The organism is Chromatium okenii (genome assembly GCF_002958735.1).
GTDB lineage: Bacteria > Pseudomonadota > Gammaproteobacteria > Chromatiales > Chromatiaceae > Chromatium > Chromatium okenii_A.
Window position 1 is genome coordinate 35,172 of record NZ_PPGH01000013.1, and the last position, 23,616, is coordinate 58,787.

19 protein-coding genes are annotated in these 23,616 nt (G+C 50.3%); 7 read left to right on the forward strand and 12 right to left on the reverse strand.

Features of this window, described 5'->3' with window-relative positions; all coding sequences use genetic code 11:
* Nucleotides 1–50 precede the first annotated feature (50 nt).
* From CXB77_RS01960 to CXB77_RS01970, 3 genes are read left to right on the forward strand one after another with little or no spacing between them, the layout of a single operon-like run.
* A complete protein-coding gene (locus CXB77_RS01960; RefSeq protein ID WP_105072583.1) occupies nucleotides 51–665 on the forward strand; it encodes a cytochrome b/b6 domain-containing protein in 615 nt (204 codons plus the stop codon).
* Complete coding sequence (locus tag CXB77_RS01965) at nucleotides 665–1,018, forward strand: DUF1924 domain-containing protein (protein ID WP_105072687.1); 354 nt, start codon at nucleotides 665–667, stop codon at nucleotides 1,016–1,018. The genes CXB77_RS01960 and CXB77_RS01965 overlap by 1 nt, the downstream gene beginning before the upstream one ends.
* Before the next feature lie 16 nt (nucleotides 1,019–1,034).
* A complete protein-coding gene (locus CXB77_RS01970; protein WP_105072584.1) occupies nucleotides 1,035–1,646 on the forward strand; it encodes a diheme cytochrome c in 612 nt (203 codons plus the stop codon).
* Between the two features lie 53 nt (nucleotides 1,647–1,699).
* Here CXB77_RS01970 and fliD read toward each other — a convergent pair whose 3' ends face one another.
* From fliD to CXB77_RS01985, 3 genes are all read right to left on the reverse strand, one after another.
* Nucleotides 1,700–4,102 carry a flagellar filament capping protein FliD gene (gene fliD, locus CXB77_RS01975; protein ID WP_105072585.1) on the reverse strand — a complete coding sequence of 801 codons (2,403 nt, stop codon included), beginning with the start codon at nucleotides 4,100–4,102 and terminating at the stop codon, nucleotides 1,700–1,702.
* A gap of 37 nt (nucleotides 4,103–4,139) precedes the next feature.
* Nucleotides 4,140–4,547, reverse strand: coding sequence for a flagellar protein FlaG (locus tag CXB77_RS01980; RefSeq protein WP_105072586.1), 408 nt, complete (start codon nucleotides 4,545–4,547; stop codon nucleotides 4,140–4,142).
* A 107-nt stretch (nucleotides 4,548–4,654) separates the two neighbouring features.
* Nucleotides 4,655–6,790, reverse strand: coding sequence for a flagellin (locus CXB77_RS01985; RefSeq protein ID WP_105072587.1), 2,136 nt, complete (start codon nucleotides 6,788–6,790; stop codon nucleotides 4,655–4,657).
* Nucleotides 6,791–6,958: 168 nt separating this feature from the next.
* On the opposite strand from CXB77_RS01985, the gene CXB77_RS01990 reads away from it, so the two are divergent.
* Nucleotides 6,959–7,909 carry an AAA family ATPase gene (locus CXB77_RS01990; RefSeq protein ID WP_105072588.1) on the forward strand — a complete coding sequence of 317 codons (951 nt, stop codon included), beginning with the start codon at nucleotides 6,959–6,961 and terminating at the stop codon, nucleotides 7,907–7,909.
* A 147-nt stretch (nucleotides 7,910–8,056) separates the two neighbouring features.
* Here the strand turns inward: CXB77_RS01990 and CXB77_RS19000 are convergent, their stop codons facing one another.
* Complete coding sequence (locus CXB77_RS19000; RefSeq protein WP_146108646.1) at nucleotides 8,057–11,104, reverse strand: calcium-binding protein; 3,048 nt, start codon at nucleotides 11,102–11,104, stop codon at nucleotides 8,057–8,059.
* A gap of 144 nt (nucleotides 11,105–11,248) precedes the next feature.
* Here CXB77_RS19000 and cysS point away from each other — a divergent pair, with 144 nt between their 5' ends.
* Nucleotides 11,249–12,634: a cysteine--tRNA ligase gene (cysS, locus tag CXB77_RS02015; RefSeq protein WP_105072593.1), complete on the forward strand. Its 1,386-nt coding sequence runs from the start codon at nucleotides 11,249–11,251 to the stop codon at nucleotides 12,632–12,634.
* Between the two features lie 24 nt (nucleotides 12,635–12,658).
* Here the strand turns inward: cysS and cysE are convergent, their stop codons facing one another.
* From cysE to CXB77_RS02035, 4 genes are all read right to left on the reverse strand, one after another.
* Nucleotides 12,659–13,450 carry a serine O-acetyltransferase gene (cysE, locus tag CXB77_RS02020; protein ID WP_105072594.1) on the reverse strand — a complete coding sequence of 264 codons (792 nt, stop codon included), beginning with the start codon at nucleotides 13,448–13,450 and terminating at the stop codon, nucleotides 12,659–12,661.
* Between the two features lie 17 nt (nucleotides 13,451–13,467).
* Nucleotides 13,468–14,883 carry an ABC transporter permease gene (locus CXB77_RS02025; protein ID WP_105072595.1) on the reverse strand — a complete coding sequence of 472 codons (1,416 nt, stop codon included), beginning with the start codon at nucleotides 14,881–14,883 and terminating at the stop codon, nucleotides 13,468–13,470.
* Between the two features lie 13 nt (nucleotides 14,884–14,896).
* The gene (locus CXB77_RS02030; RefSeq protein WP_105072596.1) at nucleotides 14,897–15,874 is read right to left on the reverse strand and encodes an ABC transporter permease; all 978 of its coding nucleotides are present in this window, start codon (nucleotides 15,872–15,874) and stop codon (nucleotides 14,897–14,899) included.
* Between the two features lie 575 nt (nucleotides 15,875–16,449).
* A complete protein-coding gene (locus CXB77_RS02035; RefSeq protein ID WP_105072597.1) occupies nucleotides 16,450–17,922 on the reverse strand; it encodes a mannose-1-phosphate guanylyltransferase/mannose-6-phosphate isomerase in 1,473 nt (490 codons plus the stop codon).
* Between the two features lie 94 nt (nucleotides 17,923–18,016).
* Between CXB77_RS02035 and CXB77_RS02040 the strand changes: the two genes are divergently transcribed.
* Nucleotides 18,017–18,817, forward strand: coding sequence for an inositol monophosphatase family protein (locus CXB77_RS02040; protein ID WP_105072598.1), 801 nt, complete (start codon nucleotides 18,017–18,019; stop codon nucleotides 18,815–18,817).
* A 32-nt stretch (nucleotides 18,818–18,849) separates the two neighbouring features.
* Nucleotides 18,850–19,284 carry a tetratricopeptide repeat protein gene (locus tag CXB77_RS02045; protein WP_105072599.1) on the forward strand — a complete coding sequence of 145 codons (435 nt, stop codon included), beginning with the start codon at nucleotides 18,850–18,852 and terminating at the stop codon, nucleotides 19,282–19,284.
* A gap of 6 nt (nucleotides 19,285–19,290) precedes the next feature.
* Here CXB77_RS02045 and CXB77_RS02050 read toward each other — a convergent pair whose 3' ends face one another.
* The 4 genes from CXB77_RS02050 to CXB77_RS02065 are packed head-to-tail and all read right to left on the reverse strand — an operon-like array spanning nucleotide 19,291 to nucleotide 23,563.
* A complete protein-coding gene (locus CXB77_RS02050; protein ID WP_105072600.1) occupies nucleotides 19,291–19,965 on the reverse strand; it encodes a hypothetical protein in 675 nt (224 codons plus the stop codon).
* Between the two features lie 35 nt (nucleotides 19,966–20,000).
* Complete coding sequence (locus CXB77_RS02055) at nucleotides 20,001–20,330, reverse strand: ArsR/SmtB family transcription factor (RefSeq protein WP_431520696.1); 330 nt, start codon at nucleotides 20,328–20,330, stop codon at nucleotides 20,001–20,003.
* A 24-nt stretch (nucleotides 20,331–20,354) separates the two neighbouring features.
* Nucleotides 20,355–21,221, reverse strand: a complete 867-nt coding sequence (locus CXB77_RS02060; RefSeq protein WP_105072602.1) for an ATP-binding response regulator — start codon at nucleotides 21,219–21,221, stop codon at nucleotides 20,355–20,357.
* The gene (locus tag CXB77_RS02065) at nucleotides 21,218–23,563 is read right to left on the reverse strand and encodes a hybrid sensor histidine kinase/response regulator (RefSeq protein WP_105072688.1); all 2,346 of its coding nucleotides are present in this window, start codon (nucleotides 23,561–23,563) and stop codon (nucleotides 21,218–21,220) included. The genes CXB77_RS02060 and CXB77_RS02065 overlap by 4 nt, the downstream gene beginning before the upstream one ends.
* Between the last annotated feature and the right edge of the window lie 53 nt (nucleotides 23,564–23,616).

Consider the following 23,616-nt stretch of genomic DNA (forward strand, 5'->3'; position numbering starts at 1 on the left):
GATCGCGGCACACTGCAACGATCAATTCAATCATCAATTGAGGCGCACCGATGACCATACCCACCCAAATTCCAACCGAATCTACTTCAACTGCAAATCCGAATACGCAAGTGCGCGTTTGGGATCGATTCATCCGCGCTTTTCATTGGACGCTGGCAGCGGCTTTTATGACGGCGTTTATTGTGGAAGACGATTTGCTTAATGTGCACGTCAACGCCGGTTATCTCGTATTCATTCTGATTGCTGTCCGCATCATTTGGGGCGTGATTGGCAGCGAATATGCGCGATTTAGCGATTTTGTGCGCCAACCACGCGAGATCATGGCTTATCTGAAAGCTGCGCTGACGCATCAAGCGCCGCGTTATCTCGGTCATAACCCCGCCGGCGGCGCGATGGTGATCGTCATGTTGCTGACCTTAACGGCGACTGCGTTGAGCGGTATGGCGTTATATGGCGCGACGGAATTTGCTGGACCACTTGCGGGAATGATGAGCGGCGCATCGGAAGCAACTGGCGAGGCGATTGAAGAAGTGCATGAATTTTTTGCCAATTTCACGCTGGCGCTGGTGTTCTTTCATTTGGCTGGCGTGGCGTTTTCCAGTTTGTCGCATCGTGAAAACCTGATTGGCGCAATGATTACCGGCTTCAAACGGAGTGCAAAATGATGCGTCAACATCTTGTAATCACAGCGATTACTGCTGCATTGACGTTTTCTGCTGCGTCATTCGCTGCCGATCCCGCCGCCGGTAAAGCTGCATGGAACGCCGAACATGCGCAAACCGATGGTTCACCCGCTCGCAGCTGCGCCACCTGTCACGGTCAAGATTTGACGCAAGCTGGACGTCACGCCAAAACCGGCAAGGTGATTGAACCAATGGCTCCTTCGGTCAATCTGCAACGCTTAACCGATCCCGAAAAGATTGAAAAATGGCTGGCGCGTAATTGTAAATGGACGTTTGAACGCGAATGCAGCACCAATGAAAAAGCTGATTTCATCAGCTACATCAAAACTCAATGAGCGAGCGATAAAACCAATGAACAATTCCAAACGCATATTGAGCATGATCGCTATTGGTTTGTTTTCTCTCGGCGTCGTTAGCGTGGCTTTTAGCGATGATGATAATGATGATGATGACGGACGGAGCAAGCACCATAAAAATAGTGGTTGGGTAGAATCTCGCGCTGATATTGCGCCAGTTACCAATGCAACTTATGGCAAAGAATGCGGCTCCTGTCACATGGCGTATCAACCGGGGCTGCTTCCCGCCACAGCTTGGACGCAAGTGATGACGCCAGCGGCACTAGCTAATCATTATGGCGACGATGCCAGCTTATCAGACACAATTCGCAACGAAATCAACGGTTATCTCAGTGCAAACGCTGCCGATCATGCTGCGCAAACTCGCGCTCAAGCCTTTGCGGTTGCCGCCGCGCCCAACGCACAAAATCAAGGAAATGCGTTACCGCGCATCACTAAAACCCGCTACTTCATGCGTAAGCACGATGAAATTCCGGCACGACTGGTGACGGGCAACCCGGAAGTTGGCAGTTTTAGCCAATGTAATCAATGTCATCGCGGCGCAGCAGATGGCGTATACAACGAACATCAAGTCAGTATTCCCGGTCACGGGCGCTGGGCGGATTAAATACACAAAAAAAGCCCCCGTTCGGGGCTTTTTTCATTGCGATCATTCAATGTTTATTTATTAGATGCGGTAAATGGCAGCCGATCTACCAAGCCATCAAGTTGACCGCCAGTATCTTGAAGACTCGCTACAATGCGCTCCATCGTGACGAATTGCGCGGTCAAGCGTGCGGAAACAGTCGTCATTCGAGTATTTAACTTCGTTTTATCTTCACCCAAACGATCAAGCTGGGTTTGAATACCTGATTCACGCGATTCAATCACACCGGTCGAACTCAAAAAGTTATCAATTAGATTCGAGAGCTCACCAGCCATACCCCGCGAAAAACTCACCTGAAAGCCGCTGCCACTTTGCGCTGTTGCGCCAGCGCGAACGCTAAAGTTTAAGCCATAAGCGTCGGATTCAATATCTGGTAATAGCACATTGCCTGCGCCAAAACCTTCGATGCCATTTACAGTGCCAGCAACATCAATACCGCGAGTGCCACCCATTGTGGTGCTAATTCCAAATTCCGCCATGTCATTACTAATGCTCGCGAAGCTAATCGCTGACACCGTACCACCAGCCCGCGAATTAAAAATAAATCGCTTATTCGTGGTGTCGTATTCAACATCAACTGCCGCACCAGCAGTGGATAATGTGGAATCAGCATTGATTTTTGCCTCTAGCTCTGCAGCGACATCAGCAGCAGTGTTATAGGTATTTATCAAGGTGATAGAGCTTGATTCAAGACCATCAACGTTGATCTTGAACGTATAATCTTTTGTAGTAGCATCTAGTGATGGCGTAAAACTATTAGTGCCGCTATTGAAAGTAGCTTGCGTAATGGCACTGCTAAAAACTTTTGCTTGCGTTGGAGAAATTCCTAAATTCGCCATTCCTGTTCCAGTTTCAGTAAACCCAGCTTGGGAAATAGAACCGTATTCCCGCGACTTAAAACTGAACTGATTGTTAACGGTATCAAAGCCAACATCGACGCCAACTCCAGCGGCTTTTAATTTAGAATCCGAGTTAATCCGTGATTGCAAATCAAGGCGCAATTGTTCTACTGAACTATAAGTGCCTGTCAGTTCAATTGAGTGGGAGGAAACGCCATCGACATTGAGCTTAAAGGTATAACCATCACCAGTGGCAATCGTTTTTGGAAAAGTATCAGTCATCGTACTGCCAATCGTTTCACCTTTTGTTGGATCACGAGTAATCGCAATCTCATAACTACCCGCAACTGCAGCAGAGGCAAAAGTGCCTTGATTCACCGTGACAGCACTATTGGCAGATGTGGTTTTATTAGCAAATAGCTCACCAACTAAATCAAAATGATTGGTAAAAGCATCGTTGAATTCAGTTTGGTTAATACTTAAACTACCATCGCGTTCAGTGCGAATACCGACGTTGGTCAACGCAGTAAAACCACTTTCTAAACCGGGCACTGCGCCGCCGATTAAAGTACGCATTCGGTTAATTGTGCTGCGTGCTGAACTATCGCCAGCAAGATCGCCGCGCACCAGATTGTTATCGGCATCACGGGTATAACCAACTAATTTATTAGTGGTTTCTTGAAAGGTGTTATAAGCAGTGACAAATCCGCGTACCGCTGTTTCTGCCGCACTTTTATCTGCTGTCACGGAAAAAGTCAGGCTTTCAGTCGCAAGCATGGCTTTATTCACTGTGAAATTCAGCCCAGAAATAACATCGTCAATCGTATTACTCTCGCGGATCACTTCTAGACCGTTGACGGTTAATTTAGCATCACTAGCCTGCTGGGTTTCGGTCACAGAAGCATGGTTCGTTGCTGTGAATGAAAAAGAATTGAGACTTGGATCATCAACACTGATTTGCATTGCGTTAGATGCGCCAGAGGGTGCCGTCAGTGTTAATTGATATTTATCATCCACTTTAATCACTGATGCCTGCACACCAGCATTTTGGCTATTGATTTTTTCAGCGATGGTATCGAGCGAATCAGCAGCCGTAACATTAATTGATAGTGCCTCACGGTCAGTATTGGTGGCAAAACTGGTGGGATCGCTGCCAGTATAAGTCCAAGCGCCAAAACTAATAGTCATATTGCCAGATTTATTCAATGCGCTATCGCGTTCAGTTTGCTCTTCAGTCGCAATCGATTGGGCGCTGGCAACTTGAGTCACATTGATTTTATAACTGCCAATTTGCGCACCGGGCGAAACCTTGTCAGCAGTAATCGCTTCTGAAGTGGGCACTGCCACTGAACGGGCATTGAATAAATCGGTACTACCGAGAGAAGCAACTGCGGTTTTAATCGTATCCAACGCACTTTTCAGTTTGCCATAACCAGAAATTTGTGCCTCTAGCGTTTTCTGCTTGGCATCAATTCGCGCCTGTTGTGGAGCGCGTTCGACTTCGACCAATTGCGAAACCAATTTGGTGATGTCAATACCTGATCCAGCGCCGAGTGTACTAACGATATTGGTGTCCATACTGGTCTCCTGTGATCGCAATTAAAAAATTAAGATGTCATGCTTTATGATTAAAAATTAAACCCACTAAACCATCCACATATTGCGCAAATTTTAGTGTTTCTTCGTTGGGAATTTGCCGAATTAACTCATCGGTTTTACTGTCAACTACCCGAATCACCATTCGCCCGGAATCTTGATCCATCGCAAAGGTAATCATCTGTTTATTGTTTTGCATCATTTCATTGATGCGTTCAACTGCCTTGCTGACACGTTCAACTGAATCAGGTGGCGGATTACCGCTGGCATCAACTGGCGTTTGGGTGGAAACCGGCTGCGCAGTCAGCGTTGGGATTGGTGCGGGTGCGGCGTCTTCGGTAGATCGTGTTGGTTGATCTGACTTGGTGAGGCGGGAAAGCGCGGCGGGCGATCCGATTGCGCCAAGCGTGGAAGATTCGCTGACCATGATCGACCGTCCTTTTGTGTGAGAGGTGTTTTTAAATCCCCCCAACCCCCTTTTTCAAAGGGGGCTTTTTGTTTTCTAAAAGGGGGGCAGGAGGATTAGCGATCAGTTTAACGCAGGAGTGACATCACCTGTTGCGGTGCGGAGTTGGCTTGCGCCAGCATCGCCGAACTCGCCTGTTGCAATACCTGTGCCCGTGACAGATTCGCTGTTTCTTTCGCAAAGTCTGCGTCTACGATCCGTGAACGCGAGGCTTCCGAGTTCTGTTGAATGCCGCCCAAGTTGCTGATGGTGAAGTCGAGTCGGTTATTGATTGCACCCAAGTCAGACTTGGTGTTGTTGACTTGCTCCAGCGCGTTATCAATAGCGGTAATCGCTTTTTGTGCACCCTCAGCAGTGGAGATGTCAATGCTGGCGATCGACATGCCGTCTTCACCGTTGCCGTAATTACCGACGCTCAAACCAGTAAGAGCGATGTTGGGATCCATGCCGCGAGTGATGACGATCTCTTTATCCGAGGTTAGCGTGAAGTCGCCAACATAGGTGCCATCAGTCACTGATAGCCCACCATACGCACCGTTACTTTCATCGATAACAATGTTGCGCCCGTCGTCAGCAATCAATTGCACACCGCCGCCTAAAGTTGAACCGTCCACACCAGTATCAACTGCCCGTACTCCGGTCTCTCCTGAAATTTTATTGATCTGCGTCACCAATTCTTGGCGATTGGAGCTAGCGCTGGTGGTAGCACTGAACGAGGTAATCGATACGCCGTTGACAGTTAATGCCACAGTACTTGCACTCGTTGAGGTCAATTGCGCAGTCGTACCCTTGGCGACATTCTGATTGACCACTGCCGTCACGCCAGTTTGCTCAGAAACCTTGTTAAACGCCGCGGCTTTAGCAATCGCGCTGTAACCATTGCCGCCTGATGATGCGGAATCATCAATTGCATACGACGGACCGACCCCAATGCCATTCACCATCACATTGGCTGCTGTCATTACCGCTGTGCTGTCATTCAATCGGGATGAGACCTGAGTGCCTTTGCCATTGTAGGTGCCTTCCATAAAGCCAGCATCCGTCGCCTTGCCGGTTGCATTCGAGGTGATCTTGATATCTTTGCCGCCATCCGCAACCAAAGTTACGGTTCCAGTAGTAATGACGCCGTTGCCACTTGTTGTGGAAAGTCCACTGATTCCAGTCTTAACGTCTGTGAGCGTTCCCGATACGTTATAAACCGAGATATTCCGCCCATCCTCTGCGAGCAAAGTGATGCCGCCATTATCCGTTCCACTGTCAACCGCAGTGACACCGGTCTGCTTGGAGAGCAGATTAATGTCACGCACAAGTCCAGAGCGGGTGGTGGTCATGTCGTCGGATAGATTCACACTAATCGACACGTTATTGATCGAAATGACCCCAGCATCGGTCGCGTTAGCCGTCGTCATTGCCGTGCCGCCAACCCGCGTTTCACCGACAACCGCGGTGACGCCGGTTTCACTAGTTTTCGCATTGATTGCGGCAGCGGTCGCAATCGCACTGGAATTTTTCGCGTCATGCGACGCAGTGTCAGCAGAAGTCACTGCTGGATCGATGGTGATGCCGTTGATGATCAGATCACCAGAACTAAAGGGATCGAGGGCTGTTGCCGCTGAAGTCATTGTTGCAGCCGCACTCGTACCAGTCCCTACTCCGGATTTGGCAAAAGACGTGATGCCTGCCGAATCAGAAACGCCCAGCTCTTTGGAGGTCATCGCACTAATGTTGACGCTGATCGTTTCGTTCGATTCAGCACCGATCTGTAATTTCACATCGCTTGAGGAGCCGTCAAGCAAGTTCAGACCATTGAAATTGGTACTGCCAGAAATGCGGTCGAGTTCTTTAACTAACTGCTGCGTTTCAGCATTCAGCGTGGTGCGGTTGCCGGAGGTGTAGGTTCCGTTCGCCGATTGCACCGATAACTCGCGCATCCGCTGCAAAATGTTACTGGATTCAGTCAACGCACTTTCAGCGGTTTGCACCAACGAAATACCATCATTGGCATTGCGGGTGGCTTGTTCTAAACCGCGGACTTGTGAAGTCAAGCGGTTAGCGATGGCGGAACCGGCGGCATCATCTTTCGCAGAGTTGATGCGCATTCCGCTGCTCAACCGCTCCATGGTTTGACCTAGGGTATTCTGCGATTTTGTGATATTCCGCTGTGCGTTCAGCGACGCCATATTGGTATTGATGACTAATGACATGACTGCTCTCCTAACGTGATCAAATCGGCTGAACTGCTAACTCAATAAGCGGTAAGCCGGGACAAAGAGGTCGTTCAGTGCCACTAACGGCGAGCGCCAGAAAACCTTTAATTTGACTGCATCATCTTCTGGAATGATTTTGCGCGATAACGAAAAGAGCCTAAATCCATGACATTACCTAATCTAAACCCAATCAATACATCTCACCTCAGCCTGCCTGATGTCATTTTGAAACATGCCAGCACCGTGATTCTCGGCAAGGATCACGAATTGCGGCTGGCGCTGACATGCTTGCTGGCGCAGGGACATTTGCTGATTGAGGACGTGCCGGGCGTCGGCAAAACTACGCTGGCACATTTGCTGGCGCGGCTGCTCGGTTTGGATTACGCCCGCATTCAATTCACGAGCGATTTATTGCCTGCTGATGTCATTGGCGTGGCAGTGTATGACCGCGCTGCGGAGAGCTTCCGTTTTCATCCCGGACCGATTTTTTCGCAATTAGTGCTGGCAGATGAAATCAATCGCGCCACACCAAAAGCGCAGAGCGCATTGCTGGAAGCGATGGAAGAACGGCAGGTGACAGTTGAAGGCGAAACGCGCCCATTGCCGGAGCCATTTTTTGTGATTGGTACACAAAATCCACTATTTCAAATCGGTACTTTTCCACTGCCGGAATCGCAACTTGATCGGTTTTTAATGCGCATTCGACTGGGTTATCCCGAAGCCGTGCAGGAAAAACGGCTGCTCGCTGGTGAAGATCGGCGAGCGATGGTAGCGCGGCAAGCGCCAGTATTGACGAATGCGCAATTGCTGGCGCTGCAACAACAGGTTATTGCAATTCACGCCGCACCACCGATCATTGATTATATTCACGCGATTTTGCAATTCACTCGCGGTTCAGAGCGATTCATTTATGGATTATCGCCTCGTGCTGGGCTGGGTATTTTGCACGCAGCAAAAGCCTGGGCATTATTAGCAGCGCGGGAATATGTCATTCCAGAAGATGTGCAAGCGGTATTGCCGGCTTGTGCAATTCATCGGTTAGTTGGTGGAGAGCCGGGGCAGCGGATTGGTGAAGATGAAGTAGCAGCATTTATTCTGAATGGAGTGGCGCTATGACAGCGGGTAATCAATTCAGTAAAACAAGTAGATAGAGCTCACAATCCTAATCCCAGTTGATTGTGGCGCTATCTACTGTTGTTTCATAAAGATCGTGGTGAAAAGCAGTATTAAATTCAGAACGAAAAATACTGCTTTTGAATCTAATTAAAGCACGAAATCAGCAGCTACCATCGGTGTTGTGACTCCTGTCAACTGAATGGCAAAATCAGCCACTTTATCGCCATTAATATCACCCGTAACTAGCACGTTGCCTGCATTGATCTCAAAGCGCAACTCACCGACTTTTCCACCAAAGGCTGCATTACTAATGAACGCAAATGTTCCCGAATAGAACGCTAGTGATGACAAATCGATTATATCACCCTGTGCATGTACAAAATCACTGATAACATCGGGATCAGAAACCTTGCTATCACTGGGTAGGTTAAAACAGAAAGAGTCAGCACCCAGATCGCCTTGCAGCGTATCCTTGCCGTCGCCGCCGTTAAGCGTGTCGTTGCCTGAACCACCAATTAACGTATTGCTAGCAGCGTTGCCCGTCAGGCTATTATTGAGTGAGTTGCCAGTTCCGTTAATGCTGACTTTTTTCGTGTCCAGTAACTGCAAATTCTCAACGTTGTCACTGAGTGTAAAACTGACGTTGGATTGAACCGTATCAATCTGGGTTAGCTGGCTATTCTTCTCAATTACCACATCGAGCGAATTATCGACGATATAAATGTCATTGCCGTCTCCTCCTGTCAGGGTATCAATACCAGCACCACCATTCAGCAGATTGTCGCCTGTATTGCCAATCAGAATATCGTTGGACTTGCTACCAATCAGGTTCTCAATATTAATCAGGATATCCCGACCAGAACCGCCTGTATTCTGTATATCACTGGTTACTAAACTGACCTCAACTGCTGCAGAACCTGCATAGGAAACTGTGTCAACACCGCCACCGCCATTGATAATATTGTTCGCTGTGCTAACAGTGATGATGTCATTGAAATTGCTGCCGTTTAAATTCTCAATATTCAGCAGCGTGTCTTTACCGGAACCACCTGTTGCTTGAGCACTTTTACTGCTCAGATCAACAGTAATTACCGCAGTCGCACTTTCATAAGAGACGGTATCGCTTCCGCCCAAACCATCCAGCACGTTATCTTTATCAGTGCCAATCAAAAAATCATCATAACTGCTGCCAGTCAAATTGCTGAAGCTGCCATTCAACAGCGTATCCGTTCCAGAACCCCCAGTGACCTGTGCTGCCGTCAAAGATAGATTAACACGAATACCAGTAATTGCTCCAAACTGATAGGACACCGTATTCACACCGCCCTGACCATCCAGCACATTATTGCCAACGTTGGCATAGATGACATTTGCCAGTGCATTACCAGTACCACTGAGGTTATCTGATCCCAATAATTGTAAGTTCTCGACATTCATAGGGAGCGTGTAGCTAATGTCGGTCAATACTGTATCAATTCCTTCTGAAGGTTGTTCAATAACCGTATCAGAAATCGTGTCAACCACATAACTGTCATTGCCATTGCCACCTTTTAATTGGTCAGAGCCTGCCATACCATCAAGGAAGTTAGCCTTACTGTTACCAATGATAGTATTTGACAGTTCATTGCCTGTTCCGTTAATCGCATCATTGCCAGTTAGGGTCAGTTGTTCCACATTGGCATTCAAGACATGGCTCACACTCGATAGCACGATGTCAGTTTCAGTTGTTGCCGAATTGGTTTCAATCACAAGATCAGCGTTATCAACGATATAAGTATCGTTACCGTCACCACCTATCAAACGATCTGCTCCACTTGAGCCATCCAATCGATTTGCCTTGCTATTACCGGTCAACGTATCGTTGTATTGGCTGCCAATAAGGTTCTCGATGTTAATGAAGGTATCCTTCCCAGAACCACGGGTGTATTGAATACCAGTGGTGTCTAAAGAGATTAAAACACCCGCATAGGCTGCATCAGCGCCCGCAAAATCTGCTTTTGAATCAACCCTTGATTCATAAGATACTGTATCGATACCAAGCCCACCATCGAAAACGTTATCTCCTGTATTGGCATACAAAACGTTATTCAGTTTGTTCCCTGTGGCATTGATGTTCGCACCGCCCATCAATTGCAATTTTTCAACGTTCTCAGTCAGAGTATAGCTAATGGTTGATTTAACGAGATCAACCTGATCATCCACTATTGCTGTATTCTCTTCAGTTACCATGTCACCAACGTTGTCAACGTAATAGACATCGTTGCTATCTCCGCCCTTCATGGTATCTGCACCACCAAGACCATCTAGGACATTTTGATCATCATTACCAACCAGAAGGTTGTTCAGAATATTGCCGGTACCATTGATGTGGTATCTATAACCAGAAATAGCTTGTAGTTCTAGATTTTCAACATTGCTAGTTAGCGTATAGCTGATGAAAGAACGCACGGTATCAATCCCGCCGGCTGTTCCTGAAGAGTCCTCTTCGACTTGATCGTAAACATCGCCATAAAGAATGGAGCCGTAAGAATATTTATAGTAGGAGTCATCGACGAGGTAAATATCATTACCATCGCCACCACTCATCGTATCAACACCATCTCCGCCATCTAAGATGTTGTTGCCAGCGTTGCCAGTAATAACATTACCAAGTGTGTTTCCCGTGCCGTTGATATGAGCGCTGCCAGTCAGATTTAAATTCTCGACATTCGCATCCAGCTCATAACTAACCGATGCATTGACTGTATCTCCAATACCATCGTCGTTTTCATTAACCTGATCGCCATCATCATCAGCGATGTAGAGATCAGCGCCAGCACCACCGATCATAACGTCAGCATTCGCACCGCCGTCTAACGTATCATTACCACCCATGCCAAAAAGTAAATCGGATATTGATCCACCGGTGAATAGCATATTAGAAGAATCGTCGTTGACGGTAGCAGTAGTGTCATCGCCAACTAATAATTTACTGCCGTTGATGAAGGTCACGTTTTTCGAAGTCAATTGTCCCAGGCTGACATTGCCGAACGTAAACGATTTTCCTGCATAACTAAATTGCAGGTTATTTTCGACCGGGCTAACCTTACCTAAACCTGCACTAATGGCGGGATCATCGAACTGGAAAATGTCAGTTAGCGGATTAAACGCGATTGAATCCCCGTTTTTAATCGTACTGAATTTAAATGTTGCCATTCTTGTCTCCAACTAAAATGAATTTAAGCCGTTCAATCAACGGCGATAGTCTGTCACCTTGAGAACGAAAATCACCCATTCAAACAACAAAACTTTCTGCTAAAATAACACCTCGTTCCTAGGCATTGTCAAGGCAATTTTTCGATGCTACAGATTTACAACACCCTGACCCGTCAGAAAGAATTCTTCCAAACGATTGAACCCAATAAGGTGCGGATGTATGTCTGCGGCATGACGGTTTATGACTATTGTCATCTCGGTCATGCGCGAGTGCTGGTGGTTTTCGATGTGGTTTATCGCTATTTACAGGCGCTTGGCTATGACGTGACCTATTTGCGCAACATTACCGATATTGATGACAAGATCATTCGTCGTGCTGCCGAAAATGGCGAACCATTTACCGCATTAACCGAGCGTTTTATTCAAGCCATGCACGAGGATTCAGCGGCGCTTAGTATTTTGCCGCCGACTGCGGAACCACGTGCTACTGCGCACATTGCCGAAATCATCGCAATGGTGAATGCGCTGATTGATAAAGGTTTTGCGTATGCTGCTGACAATGGCGATGTTTATTATTCTGTTAGTCAATTCGCCGATTACGGCAAATTGTCCGGTAAAAATCCGCAAGACCTTCGTGCTGGTGCTCGCGTGGATATTGATGAAGCAAAGCGCGATCCATTGGATTTCGTATTATGGAAAGCGGCAAAACCTGATGAACCATTTTGGGAATCGCCGTGGGGCAATGGACGACCAGGTTGGCATATTGAATGCTCGGCAATGAGTACCTGCGCTTTAGGTAATCATTTCGATATTCACGGCGGCGGTGCTGATCTTCAATTTCCGCATCACGAAAATGAAATTGCACAATCAGAAGCAGCGACTGGCGAGCAATATGTGAATGTGTGGATGCACAACGGTTTTGTACGGATCAATGAAGAAAAGATGTCTAAATCGTTAGGCAATTTCTTTACTGTGCGCGAGATTTTGCAGCGTTATCGCGCTGAAGAAATCCGCTATTTCATTCTCACCAGTCAATATCGTAGCCCGTTAAATTATGACGATGATAATTTGCAAAATGCACGCCATGCGTTGACGCGCTGCTATACGGCTTTGCGGGGATTGCCAATTGCTGCGCCAGCAGATGATGCGTCGTTTAACGAACGCTTTCATGCAGCGATGGATGATGATTTTAATACGCCAGAAGCATTGGCGGTGTTATTCGATGTGGTGCGTGAAATGAATCGTATTCGCGCAATTGATGTGAATCGCGCTGCGGCACTTGGTGCGCAATTGCGAACGCTCGGCGCGGTGCTCGGTATTTTACAAGCCGATGCAGATGAGTATTTGCGCGGTAATGCGACGGATGACGGATTAACCGATGCAGCAATTGATGATTTAATTGCGCAGCGTATTCAAGCTCGCGCCGCAAAACAATGGGTAGAAGCGGATCGAATTCGTGCCGTTTTAACCGAAGCAGGAATTGTGTTAGAAGACGGTGCACAGGGCACAATTTGGCGGCGCAGTTCATAAAACTGAATTGAAATAACGAAATGGTTATTCAGTGAGTTTATTTGCACCAAGCGGAATTTCCGCATCAGTCGCTGGCGCGAGGATGACTGTATCCAAATCGCCGTCATGCTCGAAGTGTGGCATCAATTCGCGGCTTTCGAGCACCTGCGAAATCTTCTCAACCCGTTGATCCATCGTGTGAATATGGTCGAGCATTCGATTGATCGCATTCGCAATCGGATCGGGCGCGTCGCGGGTCGCGCCGTAAGCATCAAAGCCGATGCGTTTGGCGGTGTCGGCGCGGCGCTGGGCTGCGGCATTTTCGGGCGGTTCAATAATGCGTCCGGGGATGCCGACCGCCGTCGCGCCAGCGGGCACGGATTTGACCACGACGGCGTTGGAGCCGATTCGTGCTCCGTCGCCGATCTCAATCGGACCGAGCACTTTTGCGCCAGCTCCAACCACGACATCGCGCCCAAGTGTCGGATGGCGCTTGCCTTTTTGCCAACTGGTGCCGCCAAGCGTGACGCCGTGATAGAGCGTGCAATCGTCGCCAATCACCGCCGTTTCACCGATGACCACGCCCATTCCGTGATCAATAAAAAAGCGCCGCCCAATCACTGCGCCAGGATGAATTTCGATGCCGGTGAATAATCGGCTGAGATTGGCGAGTGCTCGCGCTAACCATTTGAAATTGTTAATCCACAGCCGATGCGCCAGCCGATGCGCCAGCATCGCGTGAACGCCGGGATACAGCGTGAACACTTCAAAGCGGGTTCGCGCTGCCGGATCGCGCTCAAACACGCAGGCAATATCTTCTCTTAAACGTTTGAACATGTTGCAGTTTTCAATTGTTAATGAACGGTGCGCAGGCGCGGATCAAACGCATCCCGCACGACATCGGCAAACAGATTTGCTGCCAAAACCAGAATAAACATGAAACTAAATGCGGCCGCCAGCGACCACCACACGACCGGCTCTCGCGCCAGTTCCAGCCGGGCGCTGTTAATCATATTGCCCCAGCTGTTCATCGTCGGATCAACGCCGATGTTGACATACGACAGCACTGCTTCCGCCAACACCAGTCCGCTGAAATCCAGCACCAGCGTCATCAGCACGATGTGCATCACGTTGGGCAAAATGTGGCGGGTGAGAATGGTGAAATGTCCCACGCTGAGCGCCAGCGCCGCTTGCACATATTCCACTTCGCGCAGTTTCAACGCCTCGCCGCGCAGCAGCCGACACAATCCCGTCCAACTGGTGACGCCGAGAATCAGGCACAAAAACAGCAGCCGCAAATCCGCTCGCTCGACCAAACTGGTGAACTCATCGGCGTGATTAGTCATGTACACCTGCAACATCAAAATCGCGGCAGCAATCAGCAACACGCCGGGAATAGCGTTTAACGTGGTGTAAAGATACTGAATCAGGTCGTCCACCCAGCCGCGAAAATAGCCCGCCGCAATGCCCAGCAACAGCGCCGCTGGCAGCATCACCAGCGTCGTTAACGTGCCAATCAATAAGCCGGTGCGCACACTTTTCAGGGTTTGATAAAACACATCTTCGCCCACCTTGTCCGTGCCGAGCAGGTGATAACTCGCTGCCAATTCCGCTGCGATAAATCCCAGTAAAAACAACATGCCGAGTGTGATCAACGCGGTGCGCCACGGCAGCGCAGTCCGTCCGGTGCGAATGTCCGCTGCAACTTGCGCCAGCGATGCAGTGCGTCGCCGCGCCAGCAACCACAGCCATCCTGCGCTGAAAAATGCCCATGCAATCAAACCTTTCAACGCGCCGATGAGCGTCCGTGCGGCGATGTCGGCAGCGCGTTCGGTGTCGGGATCGCGGAGATTGCGCCCGCCGTATTGCAGACGCGGATAAGCGCGATTCAGGCTGCCATCTGGTTGTTCAATTGCTTCTTTAACAAAGAGATGCGTCGCAAAAGGCGCGGAGTAGGTTTTTTCTTGCTGGGTACGCAAATCGCTCAACGCAAGATCGAGCAGGCTCATTACGTCGGGCGCGTATTGTGCTGGCGCAGTGCTGGCGCTGGTTTCCAGTCGCAGCCGCACATGCACGGTGTCAAGCACACCAATCAGCGCGTAACTGCCGAGCACCAGCAGCGTCACCATGCCGACCGGCGAGCGCAGCACCCGTCGCCACGGAGCGCGGAGATGTTCGTGACGCGCCGCATAAACGCCAAATCCCAGCGCCAGCGCGAGGAGCACAAACACGAGCGCATCTGTCCATAAAATCACTGGAATCAACGGCATGGCATTGGCAACCTCATTGCAGGCGGATTCGGGGATCGACCAGCGCGTAGGAAAAATCGGTCAACATCAATCCCAAAATGTAGAGCACTGCACCGAGAAACACCATTGCGCGGACGATGGCGAAATCCTGATTGCTAATTGCATCAATGGTATAGCTGCCGAGTCCGGGAATGCCGAAAAACGATTCCGTCAATAAACTGCCCATGAAGAGCAGCGGCAACACCACGACGACACCAGTCAAAATTGGTATCAGTGCATTGCCGAGCACGTGGCGCACCAACACCCGCGTTTCCGATAAACCCTTGGCTCGCGCCGTGCGGACGTAATCCTTGCTGATTTCTTCTAAAAACAGGGTGCGATACCAGCGCGTGCCTGCGCCGATGCCGCTGATGACGCCAATCAGCACCGGTAACACCAAGAATTTCCACGCATTAACGCCGGTGTCGTAACCGGAAATCGGCGCGAGATGCAGCAGTTTGCTCAACACAAATTGTCCGCCGATGATGTAAAACAAGCCGGAAATTGACAGCAGCGCCACCAGAATCACGACACTGCCGATGTCCACGTAAGTCGCTCGCAACAGCACGAGCAGCAGCGCCACGCTGATATTGACCGCCAACCCGACGATGAGCACCGGCAGCGCAATCGCCAAACTCGGCCACATCCGCTGCGCAATGTCCGCACCAATGTTGCGTCCGTCATCGGATGCGCCAAACTGGAACACAAATAAACGTACTGATTTCTCAAAGAAAATGGTGTCGGTGAATTGTGCTGCGCCTGCTGCTGCTGGATTGAACAGCAGCGGTTTGTCGTAACCATGCGCCTGCTTCCACAGTTGCACTGCTTCCTGCGTGACGCGCTTTTCGCCCAACTGCATTCGCGCCATATCGTCCGGCGCGTTGACCACGAAAAACAACATAAACGTCAATAAGTTAACGCCAATCAAAATCGGTACGGCATACAGTAAGCGGCGCAGCAAATACGCGATCATGGTGCATTGTGCCGCAGCGCGAATGATAAAAAGTATTTCATAAACAATGACCTTAATCGCTATTTACACTGAATTGACATGATTGGGGAATGATGTCGTTGAAAGCCTGACGTTTGATTTTTTATGGAAACATCAATTGTATACGGCGCAACGAAGTTTTTAATAAAATCATCAACTTATAGATTCAACTGCGTTACTTCTAAATTTGATACTATATTAGCAGATGCCGAAATACGCTGGTAATGACCCAACTCACGTGCACACCAGTGTTTTTTGTTATCAAGCCGTTTGCCAGTGCACTGGAAACGGATTGCCACTATTTAGGAGAATTTGAATGAGTTTTGATGCACTAACCATTACCGGCATTCTCGTTGCCATCCTCTGCGCGGGTTTTTTGATCGCGCTCGTCAATCGCAACAGCACTGTTCGGCGTTCTACCAAACGTTAGTTCCCGCCTCACTGGTCAGTCGTACTGGCTGACCACCTTTGTTTTTCGGCAGCAAGCCAATTGGGTCGCAGCGATAGTCACACACCTTGTTGCTGCGACCATTTTTTGCCGGTGATGCCGGACGGAATTAACGGTGATAGCGGTCTTCAAACCGCACGATGTCATCCTCGCCCAGATAGCTGCCGGATTGCACTTCAATCAGTTCCAACAGAATGCTGCCGGGATTTTCCAACCGATGCGTGGAACCGACCGGAATATAAGTGGATTGATTTTCGGTCAATAAAAACGTTCGCTCGTCGCAGGTGACGCGAGCCGTGCCGGAAACCACCACCCAATGTTCGGCGCGATGATGGTGCATTTGCAGTGACAGCGATTCGCCCGGCTTCACGATCAAGCGTTTCACCTGATACCGCGCTCCCAGCCCAATGGCTTCATACGAACCCCACGGACGATGCACCTGCTGGTGATGACGATGCTCATTGCGTTGTTCTCGTTGCAGAAACTGCGTGACCGCCTTCACGTCCTGCGCACTGTCTTTGGTCGTGACCAACACTGCGTCGGGCGTTTCGACCACGATTAAATCGTGGACGCCAATCGCTGCCACCATCCGATGTTGCGCAATTACCAAGTTATCGTGCGCATCGTGCAAGAAAGCGTCGCCATCGACGACATTGCCCGCTGCATCCTGCTCGCGCACTTCCCACAGCGCGGACCACGCGCCGACATCTGACCAACCGACGGCAAGCGGAATCACCACTGCTGGCGGCAAATCCGCTGCCGCGCCCGCCGCCAAATGCTCCATCACTGCGTAATCAATTGAGTCGCTGGGACAAACTGCGAACAGCTCCGTCGCCAAGCGCAAAAACTCGCCATCGCGCTGGGCGGCAGCACAGGCGCTGGCGCAGGCGTTGGCGATGTCGGCACGAAACCGTGCAATCAGTCGTAACCACAGCGATGCTCGTAATACAAAAATGCCGCTGTTCCACAGATAATCGCCTGATGCTAGATAACTTTCAGCAACTTCAACCGCTGGTTTTTCCACGAAATTAGCGAGCTGATAGGCTGCGCCATTCACGCCAGCGATTGAATACGGCGCACCTTGCCGAATGTAGCCATAACCGGTTTCGGGTTTGCTGGGCACGATGCCGAACGTCACCACTGCGCCAGCTCGCGCCAGCAATGTGGCATCCGCGACTGCTGCGCGAAAGCCGGTTTCATCGCGGATGGTATGATCGGCCGGCATCACCAATAGGATCGGATCGTCATCAGTTTGGGTCGCGGCGAGTGCCGCTAAGGTCAATGCTGGCGCGGTGTTACGTCCCAGCGGTTCGAGAATAATTGCGGCTGGTGGTTGCCCAATCACGCGCAACTGCTCGGCAACCAAAAAGCGATGCGCCTCGTTGCACACCACCAGCGGCGCGAGCTGGCCAATTGCGGCGCGAGGATGTTCGGCATCCAAACCGTTCAACCGCCGCACGGTTTCTTGCAGCATCGTGTGCGCACTGGTCAACGGCAGAAATTGTTTCGGATAGGCTTCGCGGGACAACGGCCACAACCGCGTTCCAGAACCGCCGGAAAGAATGACAGGTTGCAATGGCATGACGAGTTGACCTGCTGGTGTGAGTGAAATGACGCTAATGCACTGATTAGAGCAATCCGCTCCAGCGCGGTCAAACCCAGACGATAGGCATCGAATGAACGCGAAACTCAAACTGTTAACACAATTGCTGCGCACTACTGCGGCAACCGAAATCATGCCGCGCTGGCATCACATCAGCGCCGAGAACAAAGCCGACGGGAGCTTAGTCACCGCCACCGATTTAGCGGTGCAAACGCGAATCACTGCTGCGCTCGCGCTGGTGTTCCCTGACATTCCGCTGCTGGGTGAGGAGATGACCGCCGACGAGCAGCAGCATTTGTTGACCGCAACTGAGCACCGAATCTGGGTGCTTGATCCGCTCGATGGCACCAGCAATTACGCTTGCGGCTTGCCGTTTTTTGCGATTTCGCTGGCGCTGATTGAACACGGGCAAGTCACGCACGGCGCGATTTACGATCCAGTGCGCGATGAATGTTTCACTGCCGCTCGCAGTCAGGGCGCGTGGCTGAATGGTGAGCCAATTCAACCGTTTGCGGCTGGCGCAGAACTCGGCGACTGTTTGGCGATGATTGATTTGAAACGATTACCGCCGCAGCGTTTAGCGGCACTGTTTCGCCCCGGCGGTTTTCGCTCACAACGCAATCTCGGCTCGGTCGCGCTCGACTGGTGCTGGCTGGCGAGCGGACGATTTCAGCTGTATTTGCACGGCGGGCAACGGCTCTGGGATTACGCGGCGGGACGGTTGATTGCCGAAGAAGCGGGCGCGGCAGTGCAACATTACCAACCCGAGCAAATGACCTTGACTGCCGGATTAACGCTGGATTCTCAGCTTGCGATTGCCGCAGCGAATCCCGAATTACTGGAACGCTGGCAAGCATTTGTCGCATTGCAATAAACCATCATTTTGATAAATCACAGGAATTGACGATGAGCCGCGAACAAGACGATCTGGACATGACGCTGGGCAGCGGCATCGCTGCCTTTGAATCAAAACAATTTTCTCGCGCTGCCGGTTTACTCGCGCCGCTCGCCGAACAGGGCAATGTAGACGCGCAATATCGCATGGCAATCATGGCGCAAAACGGGTTAGGAATGTTGCCTAACCCGTTGTTAGCCTTCAGTTATATGAAGGCAGCGGCGAAGGCAGGAATGGGCGTGGCGCAACACGGGCTGGCATTTATGTACATGCAGGGCGAATGCACCGATAAGAATCCGGCAAAAGCGGTGCAATGGTTCAAACAGGCAGCCGATCAAGGATTAATTGGTTCAATGACCACGCTGGCGCTGATGTATGAACAGGGGCAAGGCGTCGAAAAAAATCTGGATGAAGCCAAGCGCCTATATCAACTCGCAGGCTTTTAATTGCGCTCAACTCAAAACACTGCCGAGCAGCAATACGCTTGATGCAGCCACGGTAATTAAAATGTTGTCGTCAATCGGCCCGAATTCATAGCGTTCAATCACTGTCGCTACGATTGCCGACAACAATCCCCATACCGGAATTGATGGATCAGCCTGTGCACCAATATACCAACCCAGCGGTGCGCACAATAGCAGCATGAATACATTGCCAATCGGATTTTTTGAACGTTTACGAATGACTGCATTGCGTACAATTCCAGTAATTCCATCGCCAAATGCCATATACAGCGATGGCAAAATTGCCAGCCATGGATCGCCGAGCACCCACCACAATAGCGAAACCGAACTCGACCACATCAATGCAAATTTAACATCATTACGATTGTCATCGGTTTGAAACCAATAAAACCGCAGTCCGCTGACGTGTGCGAAATATAACAACAGCGTTAATAATAATCCGCTCACCAATGGATACCACGGATCAATAAATACCAGTGGAACCATAATTGAACCCATTCCACCCGCCAGCATGTGCACCATTTTGCGAACGTAATACACCGCCCGAATGGGTTCCATTCCTCGCGTCACCATCATTTGATACGGCAAGCGCGTTAAAAACAACACCGCCAGCACATACACACTCAAACCTGCAGCCCACAGCAATTGCGGAGAAATGTTCATTAGCGATTCACTCCAAAATTGTATGATCAATCTAATTATTGTGCGCGATCATCCAAATTGACTGGACACAGCACTTCGCGCATGATGCCAATTAAATCTAATAATTGACCATTGCGAATGCGGTAATAAATACGATTGGCTTCTTTACGCGCTACCACGATGTTTTTATTCCGCAGTTGCTCCAGATGCTGTGAAATGTTGCTTTGTGATGTGCCGGTACGTTCGACAATTTCACCGACTGACAATTCGTTGTCACCGAGTGAACAGAGGATTTTCCAGCGCAACGGATGCGCCATTGCTTTCAATGCGTTCGCAGTTAAAGTGGTGTGATCTTCATCTTCAATCACCTCCGGCAGTGAATTCATTTCGGTCATAATCAATACTCTCGTTTAACAAACGTCGTGAGTGGAATCAGCATTTGCTTCCAACCGTACATAGCCAGTCATGTCTTTGGCGATGCAAATAATATCGCTGATGTATCCGGTATTCGTTTTAATGGCAGTGCGCGAAAATAAAATTGGCACACGTCGTCCATCGCTGGCGACAAATCGCGCTTCGATTTTGCTTAATGCGCCAGTGCGAATTAATGCCTCCAGCCACAGCCCCATAAACGCTCCGGCTTGTTCATCCGCGTCTTCTTCAAACACATCGCCAATCGCCATGCCCAGCAATTCATCGCGGCGATAACCGAGCATTTGACAGGCTGCCGGATTGGTCAGTTTAATAATTCCTTCCGCAGTCAGCACCAGCAGTGCCTCGCCCATATAAGTGACAATGTTTTCAAGATATTGTCGCGCTTCTGCCAATTCTTGTGTGCGCTCGGCGACGCGGCTTTCCAGAATACGATTGAGTTCGCGTTCTTTTTCAATCAGCCGAAAATAAGTGCTGATTTTATTGATGAACTGATGGTCTTCAATCGGTTTAAGCAAGTAATCGGCAGCGCCGACAGCAAAACCACGCTGTTGGAATTCTTCCGATTTGAATGCGGCGGTGAGAAAAATAATCGGAATATCGCGGGAGCGTTTGCGCAATTTGAGCATCGCCGCAGTCTCAAAGCCATCCATATCCGGCATTTGCACGTCGAGAATAATCAAGTCGATATTTGAATGCTGATGTGTGAGATCAATTGCTTCTTGACCGGAAGCCGCTTCCAATACTGCGACATCAAGATGCGTGTGAATGAGCGTTCGCAGCGTGAATAAATTGTGTGCATGATCGTCAACGATCAGTAGTTTGAATCCGGCATAACGATTCATTGATTTCTCCGGTCTGGCAACACTTTATCAACCAACCGATTGAATTGATAAACATCAATGGGTTTGGTTAAAACATCAATCGCGCCTATTTCAGGGCAGTCATCTTTTTGAATTGCTGCGTCCGCTTCAATTAACAGCACAACCATTGGCAGCGGCGGTGTCACTTGGGTAAATAAGTGTTGAAGCGTACCACAGGTGATTTCAATTGATTGCTGCGCCGCCAATAGCACCAAGGCACAACCATCGTTTTCTTCCTGCAACGTTTCCAATGCTTCGTCGACATCCGCAGCGGTTTGCACCCGCAATCCCTGTTGCGCCAGCAATGACGCCAACAACACCAAGGTTTTCACGTCCCGTTCAATCACCAGCACCCAAGTTGCACTTTGCGCCGGCGCAGATTCGACCGAAGCTGACGGCGGTACATTCAAGCGCACCGCCATTTCAGTAGACGCCGGCAATATCGACTCGGGCATGATCGGCGGCGCAGTCGTTGCTGCTACTGGCAAACTCAAAGTAAAACAAGCGCCTGCGCCCGGTGCGCTGTCGATGGCAATCTGTCCATCCAACAGCGTCGCCAACTCGCGGCTAATCGCCAATCCCAGCCCCGTGCCTCCGTAACGGCGGCGCGTTGAACCGTCCGCCTGTTGAAATGCCTCGAAAATAATCTCTTGTTTATCCAACGGAATCCCAATTCCCGTATCAGTCACGCTGATAGCCACCGGATGTGCCAAATCGTTGTGCGTCGCCACACTGATGACAATCTCGCCGCTGGCGGTGAATTTGACGGCGTTGGAAAGAAAATTCTTGATAATTTGCCGCAACTTATCGCGGTCGGTGTAAATCCACGCTGCGGCTGCGGGATCAAATATCAGCCGCAAGGTCACTGGTTTCTCGACAAGCTGCGGCGTCACCAGCTCGATCAAATCTTCCAACATCGGGCGCATTTCCACCCAATCGAGCGTGATGTTCACATGTCCAGCTTCAATCCGCGAAATATCCAAAATGTTGTCGATCATCGTGCGCAAATCGCGCCCAGCTTCGTGAATCACCTGCGCTTGACGCCGTTGGCTGGTGCTCAATCCGCCGCTCTCTGCGCCAAGCATTTTTGACAGCAGCAAAATCGAATTGAGCGGTGTGCGCAATTCGTGGCTTACGTTGGCGAGAAACTGCGATTTGTAGCGATTGGACGTTTCCAATTCGCGGGCATGAGCGCGAGCGGCACGAAGATGTTCGGCGTGAGTTTTCGCCAGCGTGGTGAGCTGCTCGCTCAATTCGTGAATCTCACGCGGGCCGCGCCAGCGAAACCGCAGCGGTTGTCCGTCATGCAAAATGTGTCCAATGCCACCAGTCAATTCCTGCCCAAAATGTTCCGCCCGTGCTGCGATCCATCGCGCCAGCACCATCACCACTGCCACCAGTAAAAAAATAATCGACAGCACCCGTACCATCAGCTCGTTGCGAAAAGCGTCAATTGGCGACGAATCCACGGCTCGCCCGACCCACAGCGGCACACCGTCTTCGGTTAAAAACATCGGCAGCCACAGCATTTGCTGCCCCTGCTCGCCTTTCCACAGCGCCAGCTTGCCCTCAGCGAAAATCTCCGCCAACCCCGGAAATGCGGCGAACGCCTCCGGTTTGCCGCTCGGTGGCTGATTCGGGCGCAGATAGCTGCCGTCCTGATTGACCCACAACGTGTTCTGATAAAACTGCGCCAGCCCGCCGACATCAATCGTCAACACCACCACGCCCCGCGCCTCATTCGCCTGCTTCCCGCCGATCAAACTAACCAAATTCAGCGTCATCAACTGATGCGGGTCTTCCGCGCCAGCGACCTGATCAATGCGAATGCGGCTGACCAACACTGCGCCCGGCTGCAACGCCAGCCCCGCCGCGACAAATTGCCGATTGGGGATTTGCGGCACTGCAACTGGGGTTTTCCATTCCTGAGTCCGCGCATCTCGCGTCAACCAAAACCGCGCTGCGCCGTCATCGCCGATAAACAGTAATTGAATCACATCGCCTTGATCGTCAAGGATTTGATTGATCCACAGCGTGTACCGCGCTCGCGCTGCGCTGATCTGCTCGGCGTCGCCCTCAGTGCCGAGAATCAAGCCGAGTTCAGGAAGTTTGGACAGCAGCCGAATCATCTCGTGACGGCTGGCAAGGTGTTGATCGAGATCGCGGAAATCCGCTCGCAGGTTTTGCAGATAAGCGCGTTGGTAAAAAAGCGTGGTGCGCTCCAGCACCAGCGGGAGATTGATGAGTAGGGCGAGAATGAGCGGGGTTAAGCCGAAAACCAGCAGAAATAACAGGATATAAGCGCGGAGTTTGAACCTCCCCATCGCTAAAGTCAGTGGATTCCAGATGGGATCACGCGACACAGCGCATATCCGCT